Raw genomic sequence first — 19,205 nt, 5'->3', positions numbered from 1 at the left:
CAAAACCCCTTGTCAAACAATACAGCATCGCGCATAAACTGTACCCATGACAGTTATCACTCGGATCGCCCCCTCACCCACTGGGGATCTTCACATTGGCACAGCCCGGACAGCCCTGTTCAATTGGCTGTGGGCCCGTCATACTGCAGGGCAATTTCTGATCCGCATTGAAGATACCGATCAAAAAAGACACGCCGATGCCTCTCTCAAAACCATCATTGATGGCTTGGCTTGGCTGGGCCTTACCGCTGATGCTGCGCCCGTTTATCAATCCCACCAACAGGCCCGTCATGTAGACGTTGCCGAAAAGCTTTATCAATCCAATCATGCCTACTATTGCACATGCACCGCCGACGAGGTTGAAGCCATGCGTCAACAAGCGCGCGAAAGCGGCGGCATCCCTAAATATAATGGCAAATGCCGGGAAGCAGGCCATACCACAGGCGTCCTTCGCTTTAAAATGCCCCTCACAGGTCAAGCAACTTTAGAAGATCAAGTCCAAGGATCCATCACCATTGAAAACAGTCAATTTGATGATTTTGTTTTGCTGCGTGCTGATGGTACTCCCACATATCTTTTAGCCGTGGGGGTGGATGATCATGACATGGACATTTCTCATGTCATTCGAGGCGATGACCATATCAATAATACTTTCAAGCAAATTCCTCTATATCAAGCCCTATCCTGGAACGTGCCAGCGTTTGCCCATATTCCGCTGATTCATGGTCCTGATGGTCATAAATTTTCCAAGCGTCACGGGGCGCCTTCTATTTTGCATTATCGTGATCAAGGTTTTTTGGCTGAAGCGGTTTTCAATTATTTGCTCAAACTTGGTTGGTCTCATGGTGATGATGAAATCATTTCCATCGATCAAGCCATTCACTGGTTCACGTTGGATCATCTCAATAAAGCCCCTGCGCGCTTTGATCTAGAAAAACTGCGCTTCATCAATGCCCACTATCTCAGATCTTTGGATCTTATAGATGCGATGAATCACCTCAAACCATTCTTGGAACAAACGCTTAACCGCGCCGTTACTGATCGGGAAAGCCAGCGCATTCAAATGAGTTTACCGCATTTGGCACAACGCGCAGAAACGCTGATTGATTTGGCCGTGGCGGCGCTTATCTATACCGACACACCGCCGCAACCATCGGCTGAGGAAATGGCCTTACTCACCGCCGACGCACGCCAGCATATGTCCAATATTGCAGAGAAGTTTCAATCCGTTGACTCTTGGAACAAGGAAACGCTCACCTCCTTGATCAAGAGCTATCTTGCTGAGAACGCTCTCAAAATGCCAGAGCTGGGTAAACCACTGCGCATTGCTCTCACCGGCCGCCTGAATGCGCCCGGTATTTATGATATCCTTGAAACTTTGGGCCAAACCCTCACCTGCCAGCGATTATATAAAATTTAAGCGCATCATTTTTATCGCCCTTGCGAGGCGGTGTTTTTTTATTGACCGTCATTGCGAGGCGGCATGTAATGCCAACGTGGCAATCTCTCTAGATCCTCACGTCGCTGCGCTTCTCAGGATGACGTGTGTTTTTCGTCATTGCGAGGAGGCCTTTAGGCCGACGCGGCAATCTCCTTCTTTAATAATCAGATCCCCCCAGCCCCACACTCCTCGGGGTGGCGCACATAGAAATCATCATCAACCGTGATTTCACCAGATCATATTGACTTTCTGTCTGGCTAGAAATACTCTGAGCGAAAATTAAGTCCTTAAACATGCTGACCCAAGACATCCGCGCTTCCTTCCTCAACTATTTCAAGACCAATCATCACACGTTTGTGCCGTCCGATGGCCTCATTCCCAGTCATGACCCCACGCTTTTGTTCACCAACGCTGGGATGGTTCCCTTTAAAGGTATGTTTACCGGCGAAGAAAAAAGAGTGGCCCCGCGCGCTGCCTCTGTCCAAAAGTGCCTGCGAGCCGGTGGAAAACACAATGATTTAGACAACGTTGGCTACACCTCTCGGCACCACACCTTTTTTGAAATGATGGGTAATTTTTCTTTTGGGGATTACTTTAAAGAGCAAGCCATTAGCTATGCCTGGACATACCTAACCAAAGAACTGGGGCTTAACCCCGCTAAGCTTTACATCACCTATTATGCTTCCGATCTTGAAACCCGCGATCTCTGGCAAAAACTAACCGGTTTTGGTGAAGACCGCCTGATCCCAATTGCCACCCATGATAACTTTTGGTCGATGGGGGCAACGGGCCCGTGTGGACCGTGTACCGAAATTTTTTACGATCATGGTGATCAGGTTAAAGGCGGCCTTCCTGGAACCCCCGATGAAGACGGCGATCGCTATGTTGAAATCTGGAACCTGGTTTTTATGCAGTTTGATCAAATCACCGAAGATAAACGGGTGAATCTCCCCAATCCCTGCATTGATACCGGTATGGGTCTCGAGCGCATTGCTGCGGTTCTTCAGGGTACCTATGATAATTTTCAAACCGATATTTTCAAAAGTCTCATCGAAGCCTCCGCTTCTCTCACCCGAACCGCTCCAGATGGACCGCATCGTTTGGCACATCGGGTGATTGCTGATCATTTGCGCGCGGCGTGCTTCCTTATTTCCGAAGGAATTTTGCCCAGCAACGAAGGCCGGGGTTATGTCCTGCGGCGGATCCTTCGTCGGGCACTCCGCTATGTTCACACCACGGGGCATCAAGGGGCTCTCTTGCCGCATTTGGCCCCTACACTCATCACCTTGATGGGACAAGCCTATCCCGAACTCAATCGTGCGCAATCCTTCATTGAATCAACCTTGGGCGCCGAAGAAGAAAAGTTCAGCGCCACTTTAAGCCGTGGTCTCAGCATCCTCGAAGACGAAATCCAAAATATGCCCAAAGGTAAAGCTCTGAGCGGTGCCGTTGCCTTCAAACTCTATGATACCTACGGCTTTCCCTTGGACATGACTCAAGACGCTCTTAAATCACAAGGCCTCACTGTCAATACAGATGAGTTTGATCAAGCCATGGCAGAGCAAAAGAAGCAAGCCCGTCAAAATTGGCAAGGAAGCGGCGACCTCAAACAAAACCCCCTTCTGATGAAAGTAGCCCAAGAATGGGGCGAAACACCTTTCCTTGGCTATCAAACCATGGAAGCAGAAGCCAAAGTTTTAGCGCTCATTTCTGATGATCAGCAAGTTGAAACGTTAGCAGCCGATCAAGGGGGTTTCCTGATTGTTGATCAAACACCGTTTTATGCAGAGTCCGGTGGGCAAGTGGGGGATATCGGTACGGCGCTGTCAGCCGATCAAACCTCTCTAGAAATCCTCGATACCCAAAAAACCAAAGAAGGGCTCTATTTCCACCAGGTCAAAGTTCTAAGCGGATCCTTAAAGCAAGGCCAAACGCTTAATCTTGCGGTAGATGCATCACACCGCCGCGCTGTTGCCGCCAACCACTCAGCCACACACCTTTTGCATGCCGCTTTGCGGCAGCGGTTTGGTGATCATGTCACCCAAAAAGGATCTCTGGTCACAGCTGAAAAATTGCGTTTTGACGTCACCTTGTCCCAGGCTCTCAGCAGTCAAGACATTGAAGCGCTTGAAAGCCATATCAATGCCATCATCCGCGCAAATACGCCAGCACGGTCCCAGCTCATGCCCTATCAAGAGGCGCTGCAAACCGGTGCCCTAGCTTTATTCGGTGAAAAATATGCCAACGATGTACGCGTGGTTACCCTTGGTGCCGGGGGAAAAACAGATCAATCTTCCATCGAACTCTGTGGCGGAACCCACGTACAAGCAACAGGTGAGATTGGCTTGTTCAAAATCACCTCCCAATCCAATGTGGCAGCTGGGGTGCGGCGGATTGAAGCCATCACTGGACGGGCAACCGAACACTACCTGCGCGCCCTCGATCACCTTATGAATGATCTGGCTCAAAAACTGCAAACCTCGCCGCACAATTTGGAAGCTCGGGTGGATCATATCCTGACCGAAAAAAAGAAATTGGAAAAAAAACAAGGCGCGCCTGGCGCATCAGCCCCTCTCAACCACTCATCCCACGTGGTCAATGGCATCACCCTGATCACAGAGACTTACCAAGACCTCCCTCACAAGGAGATTTTGCTGCGGGGTGATCTTTTGAAAAAACAACATCCAAGCAAATCCTTTTATCTTCTCTTTAACAGCTCGGCCACCACCGATAAGGTCTCCGCTGTGATTGGTGTCAGTGTGGATCTCCTCTCCCTTCACAAAGCCCCGGATATCATTCAAGAGATAGCGCCCATCCTTGAAGGAAAAGGCGGTGGCGGTCGCCCCGACTTAGCTCAATGCGGGGGCAAAAATAGTAAAAATATTCCCAATATAATAAAAAAAGTTGAAAAATTGATGAATAATAAATAAATATAAGAAAAATTTTATTTAATTTTTGTTATCATTTGCTATCTAGGGCATTCATATTCCGGAGGAAAAAATGGCTAAAAAACTTAATATTGAACAGGCAACACAATCCCTTGTTCTTCTGGCGCAGCAATTTCCAGAATGCTTTACGCTGGCAACCCCCCAGCCCCTTAAAATTAATATCAAGCAAGATATTCTTGAGGCATGGGGCAGTAAACCTTACCTATCCAAAACAAAACTACAGCAGGCGCTTTTCTATTACACCCATTCAGCAGCCTATCTCAACGCTTTTAAACTCGAGCCTGTCCGGGTAGACTTACAAGGCAGCCCAGTTGAAGATGTGTTGAATTCTGATCGGGATCATGCGGCCAAGCAATACATGCTTCGTTACGGTAAGCCAAAAGCCAAATCTCCTAGAACGTCCGTCAAGCATGATAAAAACAGCTCAGCCCCACCACAACCCTTCACGCCCAGGGCTGAAACGCAGGTTAAAATCATCAAAACCAAGTAGCAAGCGACTAAGCTCCCTAAAAAACCATTGATATAAAACTTTCTGTTTTTTTAACCGCTGATCACGCATCACTTTTCCCCTCATCTCATGTTGGGGGAAAGCAGTACTGTATTGTTTTTTCTGGCATTTAGGATATTTTTTACTTATTGTCCCTAAATAAATTCAACCCGTTTCCAGGTGCTTTTGATGAACAGCGTCGCTATTTTTTTTATGTTTCTCTTATTTTTAACGCGTCCCATCCCTGCAAAAAATTTTGTCGATCCCGCTTCAGAGACCAGCCAGTCAGAAAGTCGCCGGGCACCCGCACAATCATCCACCTCCCGCGTAAATGAACGAACACCTCCTTATTTAAGACTGCGGCGCTTTCCTCCAATGGAAGAAACAACAGCACCCAGCGTCTCCTCTTCGCCGCGCAGAAGAAGGCAACAACAAGCAACAGACTCAGCTAGGCGCTCTCATCTGAGAGGGTTAGTTGGGCAACTCTCTGATCAAGGCGCCAGATCAACAAGCGTCTCTGAGGCGGTCAGGGAAGCAGGATACCTCCCGCGTGATTTGACCCAGGTTTTACCACCTAATAACTAATTTTAATCTCAAAGCCATAAAATGAGAGAGGGTTTACATTTAATAAGAGCCATGATAAGCATGTTTTAAATCTAAATAATAAAAAGATGCTTAAATATAGATACTTAATTTTTACTTTATCATTGTCTCTCTTAACAGTAAATTTCACAGCAGCTAAACCCATTAAAGACGATTCCCAGCACTCTATTCCTCCTCTTATTCGATCTGATGGTTATAGAGTGCCTCACACAGAAGCCTCACCTCCCCGTTTACAATACCGCCCTCGTCATCTCCGACGCTTCACACACACCTCCCTAAACAACTCCGATCAGCGCAGTGTATCAACTCACCAATTGCCTTCATCTCATGCAGTTGAACGGGTGCAAAACTCCCGTATCAGCAACCATCATCGTCCCCAAATTTCCTCTCAACTCGCAACGATTGTAGAAAATCTCCACCAATCACAAAGGCATCGTTCTATTGCAAGACCATCCTCTCTAGAATATCTTCTTGACCCAACTTCTCTCCCCATTGATGTACCAACTGTTCCTGTGTCGCCCGATTCACCCTCTACGTCACCCCTTTCCAGAGATCTATCATCCTCCTCAAAAAACTTTTTTCCACTTAATCGATGACTGATCCTTCCCCTCAAAACAAAAAGGATGACGCTCAAGAAATTGAGATTAAGCTCAAACTCAGCCCTACGGATCACAGCACGTTAAAATCCTGGCTTTTAAAAAACACCAAGCCCGGCGCTGTTCAACACCAAACAGATCTTTATTTTGAAAATCCGCACAGACCCTTTTTCAAGCCAGATTCTCATGGTCACATTCAGGCCCTCAAATATTTTCGTCTTCGGTCTATCCCAAACGGTCCCTGTTTTCTAACGTTCAAAGACTGGGATACACCTGCCTCTTCTGCAGGAGATCGCCTCTTTTGCTATGAGCATGAAACCGAAGTTTCAAACAAAGAACACATGCTGAAAATCATCACAGCCCTGGGATATACAAAACAATACAGTCTGCAAAAAAGCGGTCTCATTTCTATCATACAGACTTTGAGCTCGCCGTGGATCAGATCACCGAACTTGGAACGTTTTTAGAAATCGAAGTCAAAAAAAGAAAGTTTTCAGATCCCGCTTCAGAGCGGCAGCGCCTTATTCAACTGGTTGATCAAATCGGCCTCATCGAGACCACCCTTGTCAAGCGGGGGTATATCCTGCAACTCTTTGATCAATAAGCACAAAATCTCTCTTCCATAAAATGAAAGAACGGGATTGACAATCCTGGACCATTTTGCCCATGATTCAATAAATTGTTAAACGGAGTCTCTTGATGAAACCATCTCTGCTTTTCGCTATGATTGTGTCTATGCTAACCTGCACCCAAATTGTTAATGCCGTCTGGCAAGCGCCAACTATCCGCGAGAGATATGAGCCGTCCATCATGGGCGCAAGCAAGTCAGATTTTCCTGTCACCCCTTTTGACGGCCCCCATCAAAAAGCCCTTACCTCTCCTTATGGTGGCAATCCGGATATCAACCGCAGCCCCCTTCCAGCAGATAAAATTCTGTGGAGTATTGAGAATCCAGACTACGCTCCCACAGAGTACACCAATCCAAAACTCATGGGAGAACATAGTCCTCCCTACGCCCAATCCGAACGGGTCCAAGAAGTGTTGGAGGGTCAGGAACTCGGTGGCATTAAATCTTTTTACAAGATTTTATGGGGTGGCGCTGAAATGCGACCCCTCAATCCCATGGGCCGCACCGGCCTTTCTGGCCGGGGCATTCTTGGTCATTGGGTGGCAAACCCAGCTGTTGATGCCCTGCTGCTTCGGGAAAACCCAACAACTAAAGATTTAGAGATCTTTCTGATTTGGCGGCGCGCGGATGCTATTCATGCTCTACCAGGCGGCATGCAAGAAAAAGAGGAACTCACGACAGCGCTGAAAAAGGAAGTGCACGAAGAAGTGGGCCCTGAACTTGCCACCTTACTCCCGGGCAAACAAAAAACGGTGATCTATCGCGGCTATGTTGATGATCCCCGCAACACTGATAATGCCTGGATGGAGACGACCGCTTTTGCCTTATTTTTCAATCAAGATGAAGCGATCAAAATGCCCACAAAACTCTCTCCAACAGACACAGATGAAGTGGATCAATCTCAAAACGGCTGGTTCTCACTCAACAGTTTGCGTGATCCTGAAACAAACCGTATCGATGGTAAAAAGCTTTATGCCAGCCATGCTCATTTGGTGAACCAACTATTTGATCCCAAACACCAAGAGGCTCTGTCCGCGTTGGGCATGAAACCATCAACATCGTAATCTCCTTCTCTACTTCTTCGTCATTGCGAAGGCGGGGCGCAGCCCCCACTTGTCATTGCAAAGGAGTGGAACGACTGTGGCAATCTTTTCCTGATTCATGAGATCCTCACGTCGAAACGATGTTTCTCCTCAGGATGACGTGTATAGAAATCGCCATTCCTAAGGATGCCCCCGTTTGTCATAAGAGCAGAGAGCGTTTTAATATGTAATTCTGACCCCAGGGTTGTTTGTCATAATTGTCTCAATTATCTCTTGCACATCTTGATGTTCGAGCAATTGTATTAATGGTGGTGTCTTTCAATCCAAGGAACATTAGATTTGTTTTCTCTAGCAGATATTTAAATAAACCCTTAGGCTTCAAAAGCTGATTATGGCCTGTTTTATCTTGATGTATCTCATAAAGAACATTCTTTGATAAATCCAAATGCCTAATAGGTAAAACGCTCACAACCTGGGCAAGAATATTAAATTCATCAGGATTCAACCCCATACTCCTTAAAGAAAGCGCTTCCAAATGGTCAAACTCAGTCAATAGCCACACCATATTTTCAACAGGCAAGAGCTGCTCGGGCACATCCGCCTCAGAATCCACCTCAGAACCCGTCTCAAGACTTGCTCCAAAGATCCTCCAGGCCACCTCCTCACACCTTTCTTGGTAGTCTTCCGGCAAAGGTAAGGCGTTGCGGTCCCAGCCAGAAAGGTCTAAAACGCGGCACGTCTCCTTTAAAGAACTTAGCAAATGATAGAGGGTTCCAGTGCCATTTTCATCTCTGTAGGGCAGTAAGTAGCGATCTGTCACACCACATCGAGTTATTTTCAACTCTGAAATCTTTTGCACGTGTGGTGACTTTTCAAGAACACCAAAAAAATCAGCACTAACGTCGCTTTGGTCAAATCTGAAAGTCACGTTTTCAGAGTGTGCTTTCGACAAGATCTCCGCCAGTCCAGAAGCAACCCGGGGGGTTAAAAAAGCGCCAGAAAGTTCGATTGAGGAAAGCTTCAGTGCATCATAAACTAACAGCCCAGATTGTAGTTCCGGCAATCTTTCTCGCCCATTTTCAGCGCACTCTCTTGAAACAAAACCCTCAACTTCTGGTTTTGTTTCACTCCAAAGTCTTTGTTGTCCTTCAATATCAGATCCTAAAAGCGATTCAACAGCCCAACGTCGAACTTCGCTTGAATATTCAAAAGGCAAAGAAATTTTCAAGTGGTCCAATCCCAAACCAAGGCTCCACAAAAATAGATTCAAATCATAAACAAGTGTTTTAAACTGCTCCTCTGGCACAGCGTTTACGTCGCTTTGGTTGATTTCAATACCTTTTACAACGCTAGCCCCTCTTGATATTATGACGCCTTTTGAAACTTCCATATATCGTTTGATGAAAATGCATAATTTACCATAGTCGCTGCGCTGCGGATCATCAAAATCATAGGGATAGTTTTTAATTTCGCTTTGATCTGCTCTAAGAATATGAATGCCATCCCCTCGAAAAGATAGTGTCAAATCAAACGCTGGATCTTGGTATTTTTCCCGCCAATCACCATAACTAAAAAGAGTAAAGAAGAATAAAAGACCTAAATATTTCAAAATAGCACCCACAATTATTAGATATTAATTAGCTAAACTTAGGGCCTTTAGCAAATATTTTTTCGTCTACCGCGGCATTATCATTTCGTGTAAGGTACAAGATGGATAAACAAGCAGCGTATAAAGATGACACAAAAACCATACATTATTGTTCTGGGAAATGAAAAAGGGGGCACAGGAAAGTCCACCACTGCCATGCACATCATCACGGCCCTGCTGGATATGGGCTATAAAGTTGGCAGTATCGATGTCGATGCCCGCCAAGGAACGCTGACACGTTATTGCCATAACCGCGAAGCTTATCAAAAAAACCATCTCCCAAGCTTAAACTTATCTGATCATGTGGCGATCCACAAAAGTCATGCCCCGACAGTAAGCCAAGCCAAAGAAGATGATGAAAAGAATTTCAACCAAGCCATCGCCGACCGGAGCGATTGCCACATTATTGTCATTGATACACCTGGAAATGATACGCACCTTGCTCGCTACGCTCATTCCTATGCCGATACGCTGATCACCCCCATGAACGATAGCTTCATTGATTTAGATGTGTTGACAAATATCAACAGTGAGACCTTAGAACTGACCCGGCCAAGCATCTACGCGGAATGGGTGTGGGAGCAAAAAAAGCAACGTGCTATCCGCGATAAAGGCAGCATTGATTGGATCGTGCTCAGAAACCGTCTTGCAAGTATTCACTCCAACAACCGTCAACGCATCGATGAAGTCCTCGCAAAACTCTCCAAAAGGTTGGCGTTCAGACTTCTGGAAGGCTTTAGTGAGCGGGTTATTTTCAAAGAGCTTTTTCCAAAAGGTCTCACCTTGATTGACCTTAAAAAATTAGAGCAACCGCTGACTCTTTCACAGGTTGCCGCGCGCAATGAATTGCGCGGCCTAATGCGGGAAATTAAATTCCCTGATCTCCAGGAAAAACTTGCATCAGCCTAGGTTTTTGCTACTTTATCAGCATCTGATTCTTTAAAGGAGTTTATGTAAATGACCAAAGTGCGCAAGGCCCTTTTTCCTGTTGGCGGTCGCGGCACCCGTTTTCTACCAGTAACCAAAAGCATTCCCAAAGAAATGCTCCCTATCATTGATAAACCCCTGATCCAATATGCCGTTGAAGAGGCGCAAGCAGCCGGCATTGAAGAATTTATCTTTGTAACGGGCCGGGGCAAAACGGTGATTCAAGATCATTTTGATTACAGCTATGAACTGAACACCGAACTTGAAAAACAGAAAAATGAAGCTTTGATTGAAAACGTCGATCGCGTCGTCTTCGATCCGGGTAAAATTTGTTACATCCGTCAACAAATGCCCCTCGGTCTAGGTCATGCTGTATGGTGCGCCCGAAATTTTATTGGGGATGAACCCTTTGCTGTTTTGCTTGCCGATGATTTAATTTTTTCTCAAACGCCCTGCCTTAAACAAATGGTTGAAGCGTATGAAGTCGGCCAAAACATGGTAGCCATCCAAGAAGTTAAACCAGAAGACGTCGATCAATACGGTATTATTAAATGTGGTCTTCAAAAAGGCCCTCTCATTGAAGCGCATCAAATCGTTGAAAAACCTTGTGCTCTTGAAGCACCTTCTAATAAAGCTGTTATTGGCCGCTACATTTTAGAGAGTTCCATTTTCCAAGAACTTGAAAGCTTAAAAACCGGCAAAAACAATGAAATTCAACTGACAGACGCCCTTGAAGAAGCCAGAAAAAAAGGCACCCCTCTGACAGGTTTTGAATTTGAAGGGCAGCGTTTTGATTGTGGGTCAAAGCTTGGCTTAATCAATGCATCGCTTGCTCTTGCACTTCATAGATCCGATACCAAATCTGAAATGGAAAAGATCCTACAACACTATTCAACGTCAGGGAAAAGCTCATGAAAATTGCCATCATTGGAACCGGCTATGTAGGCCTTGTCAGTGGTACGTGCTTTGCCGAGCTGGGGCATACCGTAACGTGCATTGACATTGATAAGCCCAAAGTTGCACGGCTTCAAAAGGGAGAAGTCCCTATTTATGAACCAGGTTTGGAAAAACTAATCCTTAGCAACATGGATCAAAAAAGATTATTTTTCACATCTGATTTCACGCCCACCCTTTCAGAAGCAACCGTTGTTTTCATCGCTGTTGGTACGCCTCAAGATCCCATAACGGGCCAAGCAAATCTAAAGGCTGTTTTTCAATGTGCAGAGACAATTGCTAAGCACTGTTCGAACGGTGTTGTTATCGTCACCAAATCAACCGTCCCCGTTAATACCCATCTGCAGCTCAGTGACCGAATCAGCAAGGCCAATCCCGATCTTGAATTTCATCTGGTATCCAATCCCGAATTTCTCAGGGAAGGCTCCGCCGTTCATGACTTCCTCTACCCAGATCGGATTGTCGTTGGTACAAACTCTGAAGAAGGGGAACAAACCTTACGAAATGTCTATGCCCCACTTTTGCGTCACGGGGTACCATTTATTTTCACGTCTCTTCCCTCGGCAGAGCTCGCCAAATATGCCAGCAACAGCTTTTTGGCAACCAAAATTGCCTTCATCAATGAAGTGGCCAATCTCTGTGAAAAAACCGGCGCCCATATTGATGATGTTGCCCGCGCCATGGGCCTTGATAAAAGAATTGGGGCTGATTTTCTGAAAGCCGGCCCTGGTTATGGAGGCTCATGTTTTCCGAAAGACACGTTAGCCCTCTCTCATACGGCGCATCAATATGGCGCGCCCCTAACCATTGTTGATGCTGTTATTAAGGCAAATAAGAGCCGTAAAGATCAAATGGCACAACGCGTTCTCGATCTTCTCAATCTCCACAAGATCCAAAAAGTAGCGGTTTTAGGGGTTGCATTTAAAGCAGAGACGGATGATATCCGTGATAGTCCCGCCTTACCGATTATAGAGAAACTCACAGCCCACGGTTTTGATCTGTGCATTCATGATCCCCAGGCGCTCGGCAATGCTAAACGTGAACTCAAACTATCCCCATCCGTCTGTTATGACTCGCTTGAAAAAGCACTTGAAGCAGCAGAAGCGATTGTCATTATCACAGAATGGCAAGCTTATAAATCTCTAGACTTATCAGTCCTGGCCCAGTCTAAACTTCGCCCTCTCATCATTGACCTTCGCAACATCATCGATTGCGCCCGGGCCCAATCCTTAGGTTTAACCTGCATACCCATTGGCTCTACCGAGGATAATCATGCCTGAACATCAAGGCCTCAAACAGTATTTCCCCGCACCAGAAGCTTTTGAAAGACATCGCCTTTGCACAGAAATTCTTCAGCGTTATGATATCCGAGGTATCTACAATCAAACCTTAACCAACCAAGATGCCTATGTTCTTGGCCATGCTTTAACGCTTCATTTCAAAAAACACACCGCTGAGCCGATTCCTGCTTTTCTGGTGGGGCATGATTGCCGCCCTTCATTTCCGGCCCTTAAAAAAGCACTCATTGCCGGTATTACCGAGGCAGGAGGAGAGGTTTTTGACCTTGGCCTTGCCCCAACACCCGTGGTTAATGTGTGCACGCTTCAACAAAAAGTGTTTGATCTCCCCGCCTCTATTGTTGCTGGCATCATTATCACAGCCTCTCACAATCCAGCGCCCTACAATGGCTTTAAAATAATGGATAACCAGGGCATCCCCGTGTGCGGTGCTGAGTTGGTTGACCTTCTTAACGCAAACGTTGATCTTTCCCAGATCACCTCTCAAACGCGCCCTGTTCAAGAGGCATCCTATCTCCTGTATAAATATCTTCTCTATCTCTTAGGGCATTTTAAGGGGCTTCATCACTTAAAAAACAATAAAAAATACATCTGGGATACAGGCCATGGTGTTTGTGGCCCTCTCCTCGAAAAGCTGATTTCCCATCTACCCGGTTCTCATCATATCATGAACCAAACGCCCGATGCCTCTTTCCCAGATCACACCCCCGATCCCAGTGTTGAAGAAAACATGCAAACTTTAAAAAAAGCCGTGATCCAAGAAAGGGCTGATTTGGGTTTTAGTATTGATATGGATGGCGACCGTCTCGGTGTTATTGATGCCAAAGGCCACTATTGGAACGGTGAAAAACTCAGTTACTTGTTTGCCGAGCATCTCTGTCAAAAGCAAAAAACCAAAATCATCGTTGATGTCAAATCCAGCCAGAGCATTCTAGAGAGGGTCAAAGATCTAGGATCAGAAGCCGATTTATGTCCCACCGGCCATGCGTTGATTAAAAAAATTTTAAAAGAACAGCCTGAGATCTCATTTGCGGGAGAATACAGCGGCCACCACTATTTTCCACATACTTATTGTTTGGTTGATGATGCATTTTTCAGTGCCCTTACTGTTCTGAACATTGATCAGCACTCACCCCTAAGCGACACGTTCCAAGATCTTCCCTCTGTTTATGCCATTCCCCAAAAGCAAATTCACTTTCCAACTCATGAAGACAAACAAAAAGCAATGAAAGTGGTTGAACAACGGGCGAAGACCCTCAATTTGGATCCAATCACCCTCGATGGCGTCCGCTTGAATTTCCATTTCGGATGGGGTCTTATACGGGCGTCAAATACCGAGCCCGCCCTCACCTACCGGGCTGAAGCTCAAACAGAAAAGAGCCTTGCTGAGATTCTCTCGCTGATGGAAACAACACTATTGGAGACAGATTCTTGATAGAACGCTCAAACTTGCTATAATCCGCTTATGTCCGAATTATTCAAAAACCCTACGCATAAGCCTGACAAAGCCTATACTGCTGAAGATATTCAAGTTCTTGAAGGCCTTGAACCTGTTCGTCATCGCCCTGGCATGTACATTGGCGGAACCGATCAAAGGGCCTATCATCACTTGGCCAGTGAGATTCTTGATAATGCCATGGATGAAGCTGTAGCAGGTCATGCAACAACCATCTATGTCCATCTTGGGGCGGATAACACCCTAACCATTAAAGACAACGGCCGCGGTATTCCATTTGATCCTCATCCTAAAACCCCTGATAAGTCAGCCCTCGAAGTGATCTTAACAACGTTGCATTCTGGGGGAAAGTTCAAGGAAGGCGCCTATCAAACCGCTGGTGGGCTGCACGGTGTGGGGCTTTCTGTTGTGAACGCCCTTTCTCAATATCTCAAAGTTATTGTTGTACGGGATCAAAAAGCCGTCATGCAAGAATTTTCCAAAGGGAGTCCCACAACGGGCCTCGTTCCCATTCTTGACAAAAAGCCTTTTCAACGCGGCACAGAAATTACCTTTCAACCCGATTCAGAAATTTTTGAAGATCAATGCTTTTTTAAGCCTGAGAGACTGCTCAAACTTCTGCATACCAAAGCCTTTCTATATAAAGGGGTTAAGCTGTATTGGTCATGTGATCCTCTTTTGGTTGAGAAAACAGACATTCCATCCTCAGAAGAGATTTATTATCCCAACGGCCTGCTGGATTACCTAACCCTTCAATTAAAAAATCAAGACTGCACTCTAGAAGAAAGTTTTGCTGGCCGCACAGAATTTTCAAACAATGAAGGGTCCATCGAATGGGCTTTAAATTGGTGTCCAGATAAAGAAGATAGCTTCACAAGTTTTTGCAACACCATCCCAACCCCACTCGGGGGGGCGCATGAATCTGGGTTTAAAAGTGTCTTCAGTAAGTCTCTCAGAGCTTTTGGAGACATGGTAAAAAATAAAAAAGCGGCCAAGCTAACAAACGATGATATTTTTAGTCATAGCCAAGTCCTGCTTTCAATTTTCATCAAAGACCCTCAGTTTCAAGGTCAAACAAAAGAAAAACTAGCCTCTCCCAAGGTAACCCGTCTCATTGAAATCTCGCTTCGAGATTACCTCGATCACTGGTTTGCTAAAAACATTTCTCAATCGCAAAAAATTTTAGATGTTAGTATTGCCAATCACGATGAACGCAAACGCCTAAAGGCCCTCAAAGAAACAGATCGTAAGTCAGCCACCCAACGGCTCAGACTGCCCGGCAAACTTGTTGACTGTAGTTCTCGAGAGTCCAAAGGATCTGAATTATTTCTTGTCGAAGGAAACTCAGCGGGGGGAACAGCCAAACGGGCTCGTGAGCGCCAGTTCCAAGCGATCCTGCCGCTGCGGGGTAAAATCCTCAACGTTGTCAGTGCCACGCTGGATAAAATGCTGGCGAATCAAGAAATCAAAGACATGCTCCAAGCCCTGGGCTGTGGTATTGGGGCCACGTTTGATCTCAATAATCTGCGCTATGAACGCATCATCATCATGACGGATGCTGACGTGGACGGCGCTCACATTGCGGCGCTGTTAATGTCTTTCTTTTATGAAAAAATGCCAGAGATTGTTGAACAGGGGCATCTCTACCTTGCCCGCCCCCCTCTCTATCGCCTTACATCAGGTGCCACCTCTATTTATGCCACCGATGAAGCAGAGCGTCTGGCGCTTCTAGAAACCACGTTCAAAAACAAAAAAGTTGATATTCTCCGCTTTAAAGGGCTGGGTGAAATGGATGATGACCAACTCAAAGACACCATGAATCCTAAGACCCGTATTCTAGAACAACTCACCCTTGAAGAAGATCCGGATCAGCCTCATCAAATTTCTATTAAAACATTTGTTCAAAACTTAATGGGGCGGCATGCTGAAAAACGGTTTGAGTTTATCGAAGCCAATGCCACCTACGTTGAAGAGCTTGATATCTAATGCAACTTGCAACCGGCATTGTCGTGTTCTTTATGATCTAGTGGATTGTTCTACTACTGATTTTACCGTTCAACTTTCAAGCCCAAAAGACGGTTGAAAAAGGCACGGCCCCAAGCGCGCCTAAACAGTTCTCCTTTAAAAAGAAAGCACTTTATACCAGCTTCATCTCTCTGCTGCTCTTTGTCGTTTTATATGGTTTGATCGCAGCCGATATTTTTTCTTTCCGGGAAATTGTGCAGCAAAAACCTCTGTGGTAATCTGTCTTAAGAGGTAGTCACCTGAATTTTGTAGACATTCATTAAAAGCATCTTTTTATCTAATGCAGATTGCATTGACAGGCTCAAGACCTGTTGCGCCTCATTCCACACCAGTTCAGGTTTTTTCGTTTTGAGCGCTTCCCTCGACAGCCGGACAAAAGATTCATCATTTTCTTTTTCAATTGCCATCAATTTTTGCGTCTCACTTTCAGCGGTAAGGAAATAAAGCCGTATGTCTTTAAGGGTTTTACCAGGCGCCAGGTGTGATTTTAGAAACCCCTCTACAGGAACAAGCGGCTCTTGAGCATTTTTGGACGCCCTTCTTTTTTTTGGCCACTCTTTTTTTAAAAGGAGCACATCCTCAGCATTGTTTGCTTTCAGGCCTTCCCCTCTAAGCGTTAAGATAACGCGGCCAGACATTTCGTCTTTTTTTTCAGCACTTGTTAAAACGCTCAATAAAAGAAAAAGAATAAGGGTGAAATAACGTTTCATATGTAGCATACTTTTATCAAGAATTATTGCGTGGAGAACGTGAATTGTAAATCAGTTTTTTTATCTTGATAACTTGTACAAAGAATGTTAGTGAACAAACAAAAACATTAAAGCACGTGATGACGCTCAGTCGCCCTGCCTCGTTTAAGTCTAAAGTCCGTCAGAGACTTTTTCCAGTTCATTCTCACGAATTCCCTAAATTCTTTTCTCTTAACTTTATTCACGTGTTTGTGGTTGTTAATTTTTGGCTTCTTCATAACCTTAAAGACACGTTGGTGGTGGCAACAGCTGGTTCGGGATCAGAGGTCATTAATTACCTGAAAGTCTTTGGTGTTTTTCCAGCTTCCATTGCTTTTGTGATCGCCTTTTCATGGCTTTCTAATCGCTACACTCAAAGAGCCTTGTTCTACGGTATTCTGGCCATATTCCTAGCATTCTTCTTAATCTTTATTGTTTTCATTCACCCCCATCTAGATGTTTTGCATTGGAGTCAAGAACAACTTCAAAACTACAAAGATCTCTATCCTCGGTTTCGGTGGTTTTTCCCAATCATAGGTTACTGGTCTTATTCTTTTCTATATGTCATGGCCGAAATGTGGTCAGCCATTGTTCTCACCTTTTTATTTTGGCAATTTGCCAACCAAATAACCCCTGTTGAACAGGCCCGCCGTTTTTACATGTTAATCGCAAGCTTCAGCTCTATCGGAATGTTAATTGCAGGTGGCTTGACAAAAAGCGTTCAAATTCTATTTCCCAACAATATTGATGATCAGATCAACTTCCTTATGTCAACGACGGTATTTTTCATTGTTGCCATCATGGTTTTATATCACTGGATGCAGAAAAATGTTGTGGAAGATCATCAACACTATCATCCAGATAATGGTACGCCTGCAAAGAAAAACAAAATCAAAATGTCCTTGACGCAAAGCCTTAAGTACATATTTAAATCTGACTATCTAGCATACATCGCGATTTTAGGCATAAGTTACAATATTTCTGTGAACTTTGTAGAGGTCACCTGGAAAAACCAGGTCCGGCAGATGTACCCTGATAAGCAGGATTACCTCTCCTTTATGGGCGATTACAACTTAATTTTCGCGGTGATTATTTTTTTCACTGGTTTCCTGGGGTCCAGCTTCGTCCGAAAGTTCAGCTGGCGTCAAAGCGCAATGGTCACGCCCCTTGTCTCTGTTGCAACGGCGATTCTTTTCTTTGTGATTGCTCTGTATGGCGAAAGCTGCGGTCCTCTGTTCGGCTTCTTTGGGGTCACCGCCATTGCCGGTTCTTGTTGGATAGGCCTCCTTCAGAATTTAGCAGCTAAAACGTGTAAGTACTCTTTTTTCAATACCACGCGGGAGATGTCCTATATTCCTCTCGATGCTGAACTACGGGTTAAAGGGAAAGCCGCCGTTGATGTGCTCAGTGGTCGCATTGGCAAGCTCGGGGGTTCTGGAATCCAAGGGATATTATTGGTCTTAATTCCAGGATCAACTCAAATATCCATCGCGCCTTATCTAGCGCTTTGCGCCTTTGCCATCTTCTTTCTATGGTCTTGGGCCATTAAACGGATGAGCCATAAACTGGATGCTCTCACGGATAAGCCTGCTGTTTAATTTATCTTTATCGCCCTTGCGAGGCGGTGTTTTTTTATTGACCGTCATTGCGAGGCGGCATGTAATGCCAACGTGGCAATCTCTCTTCCCTAGACAGTCGTCATTGCGAGGAGGCCTTTAGGCCAACGCGGCAATCTCCTTCCTTAAACCAGATCCTCACATCATGGCTGCGCCATTCCTCAGGATGACGTGTATAAAAGAATCGTCATTGCGAAGGCGGGGCGCAACCCCCACTTGTCATTGCGAAGGAGGGAAACGACTGCGGCAATCTCTCTTCCCTAGACAGTCGTCATTCTGAGCGCCAGCATGGCGCGTGAGAATCTCATCCTATAAGAAAAACTAAGCAACCACGAACTTGGACAGCAAATCAGGCTTGTCCTTCAGTAACTCTTCAAAAAATTCTTTTTGACGCGCATCGATCGAAACTTCCTCCAACTTGTACGTATAGGCCATAAAGCAAGCAATATCTAATACTTCTTTCAAGTTTAATAAAGACCTCAAATCAACGGATTTTAATTGAAGACAAGCAGGTAAGAAAGGACCTATCACTTTCTTAAGCTGAGGCTGAGGCTGAGGCTGAGGCTGAGGCAGATCCAGATTTAGGGTCTCTAAACTCCGACAATTATATAAGAAATCATTTCCAATCTTCTTAAGCTGGGGCAAGCTCAGCGTCAGGGTCTTTAAACTTTGACACTGCGCTAAGAAACCCTTTCCAATCTGAGTAACCTGGGGCAGGCTCAGCGTCAGGGTCTTTAAACTTTGATTTTTATATAAGAAACCCTTTTCAATCTTCTTAAGCTGGGGCAGGCTCAGTGTCAGGGTCTT

General features: G+C 45.4%; 16 protein-coding genes. 13 read left to right on the top strand and 3 right to left on the bottom strand.

Annotated elements, in window-relative coordinates; genetic code table 11:
• The first annotated feature begins 46 nt into the window (after nt 1-46).
• The 6 genes from C0582_04620 to C0582_04595 all read left to right on the top strand — a co-directional run bounded on the left by C0582_04620 (nt 47) and on the right by C0582_04595 (nt 7,767).
• The gene (locus C0582_04620; GenBank protein ID PLX29462.1) at nt 47-1,420 is read left to right on the top strand and encodes a glutamate--tRNA ligase; all 1,374 of its coding nucleotides are present in this window, start codon (nt 47-49) and stop codon (nt 1,418-1,420) included.
• 314 nt (nt 1,421-1,734) lie between these two features.
• The gene (locus C0582_04615; GenBank protein ID PLX29461.1) at nt 1,735-4,371 is read left to right on the top strand and encodes an alanine--tRNA ligase; all 2,637 of its coding nucleotides are present in this window, start codon (nt 1,735-1,737) and stop codon (nt 4,369-4,371) included.
• A 70-nt stretch (nt 4,372-4,441) separates the two neighbouring features.
• Nucleotides 4,442-4,879, top strand: a complete 438-nt coding sequence (locus C0582_04610) for a hypothetical protein (protein ID PLX29460.1) — start codon at nt 4,442-4,444, stop codon at nt 4,877-4,879.
• A gap of 186 nt (nt 4,880-5,065) precedes the next feature.
• Nucleotides 5,066-5,461 (top strand): hypothetical protein, encoded by a 396-nt coding sequence (locus C0582_04605; protein PLX29459.1) that lies wholly within the window; start codon nt 5,066-5,068, stop codon nt 5,459-5,461.
• Nucleotides 5,462-6,071: 610 nt separating this feature from the next.
• On the top strand, nt 6,072-6,542 hold the full coding sequence (locus tag C0582_04600; GenBank protein ID PLX29458.1) for a hypothetical protein: 471 nt from the start codon (nt 6,072-6,074) through the stop codon (nt 6,540-6,542).
• Nucleotides 6,543-6,774: 232 nt separating this feature from the next.
• On the top strand, nt 6,775-7,767 hold the full coding sequence (locus tag C0582_04595) for a hypothetical protein (GenBank protein ID PLX29457.1): 993 nt from the start codon (nt 6,775-6,777) through the stop codon (nt 7,765-7,767).
• A gap of 241 nt (nt 7,768-8,008) precedes the next feature.
• On the opposite strand, the gene C0582_04590 is transcribed toward C0582_04595, so the two are convergent.
• Entirely contained in the window at nt 8,009-9,367 is a 1,359-nt protein-coding gene (locus C0582_04590; GenBank protein PLX29456.1) for a hypothetical protein, read from the bottom strand.
• A gap of 114 nt (nt 9,368-9,481) precedes the next feature.
• Here C0582_04590 and C0582_04585 point away from each other — a divergent pair, with 114 nt between their 5' ends.
• From C0582_04585 to C0582_04560, 6 genes are read left to right on the top strand one after another with little or no spacing between them, the layout of a single operon-like run.
• Nucleotides 9,482-10,303 carry an ATPase gene (locus tag C0582_04585; GenBank protein PLX29455.1) on the top strand — a complete coding sequence of 274 codons (822 nt, stop codon included), beginning with the start codon at nt 9,482-9,484 and terminating at the stop codon, nt 10,301-10,303.
• Between the two features lie 48 nt (nt 10,304-10,351).
• On the top strand, nt 10,352-11,236 hold the full coding sequence (galU, locus tag C0582_04580) for a UTP--glucose-1-phosphate uridylyltransferase (GenBank protein ID PLX29454.1): 885 nt from the start codon (nt 10,352-10,354) through the stop codon (nt 11,234-11,236).
• Entirely contained in the window at nt 11,233-12,555 is a 1,323-nt protein-coding gene (locus tag C0582_04575; protein PLX29453.1) for a UDP-glucose 6-dehydrogenase, read from the top strand. Before galU ends, C0582_04575 begins: the two co-directional genes overlap by 4 nt.
• Nucleotides 12,548-14,008 carry a hypothetical protein gene (locus tag C0582_04570; protein PLX29452.1) on the top strand — a complete coding sequence of 487 codons (1,461 nt, stop codon included), beginning with the start codon at nt 12,548-12,550 and terminating at the stop codon, nt 14,006-14,008. Before C0582_04575 ends, C0582_04570 begins: the two co-directional genes overlap by 8 nt.
• Nucleotides 14,009-14,038: 30 nt before the next feature.
• Nucleotides 14,039-16,015 (top strand): DNA topoisomerase IV subunit B, encoded by a 1,977-nt coding sequence (locus C0582_04565; protein ID PLX29451.1) that lies wholly within the window; start codon nt 14,039-14,041, stop codon nt 16,013-16,015.
• A 44-nt stretch (nt 16,016-16,059) separates the two neighbouring features.
• Nucleotides 16,060-16,272 (top strand): DUF1467 domain-containing protein, encoded by a 213-nt coding sequence (locus C0582_04560; protein ID PLX29479.1) that lies wholly within the window; start codon nt 16,060-16,062, stop codon nt 16,270-16,272.
• A 6-nt stretch (nt 16,273-16,278) separates the two neighbouring features.
• On the opposite strand, the gene C0582_04555 is transcribed toward C0582_04560, so the two are convergent.
• Nucleotides 16,279-16,764 carry a hypothetical protein gene (locus C0582_04555; GenBank protein PLX29450.1) on the bottom strand — a complete coding sequence of 162 codons (486 nt, stop codon included), beginning with the start codon at nt 16,762-16,764 and terminating at the stop codon, nt 16,279-16,281.
• A 119-nt stretch (nt 16,765-16,883) separates the two neighbouring features.
• Between C0582_04555 and C0582_04550 the strand changes: the two genes are divergently transcribed.
• On the top strand, nt 16,884-18,380 hold the full coding sequence (locus C0582_04550; protein ID PLX29449.1) for a hypothetical protein: 1,497 nt from the start codon (nt 16,884-16,886) through the stop codon (nt 18,378-18,380).
• A gap of 339 nt (nt 18,381-18,719) precedes the next feature.
• Here C0582_04550 and C0582_04545 read toward each other — a convergent pair.
• Nucleotides 18,720-19,205: hypothetical protein (locus C0582_04545; GenBank protein ID PLX29448.1), on the bottom strand; the 486-nt coding region annotated here is incomplete at its 5' end.

It is taken from the genome of Alphaproteobacteria bacterium (assembly GCA_002869105.1).
Classification (GTDB): Bacteria; Pseudomonadota; Alphaproteobacteria; order UBA7879; family UBA7879; genus UBA7879.
The sequence above is the reverse complement of the archived record's forward strand: the minus strand, read 5'-3'. Positions and strand labels throughout refer to the sequence as shown.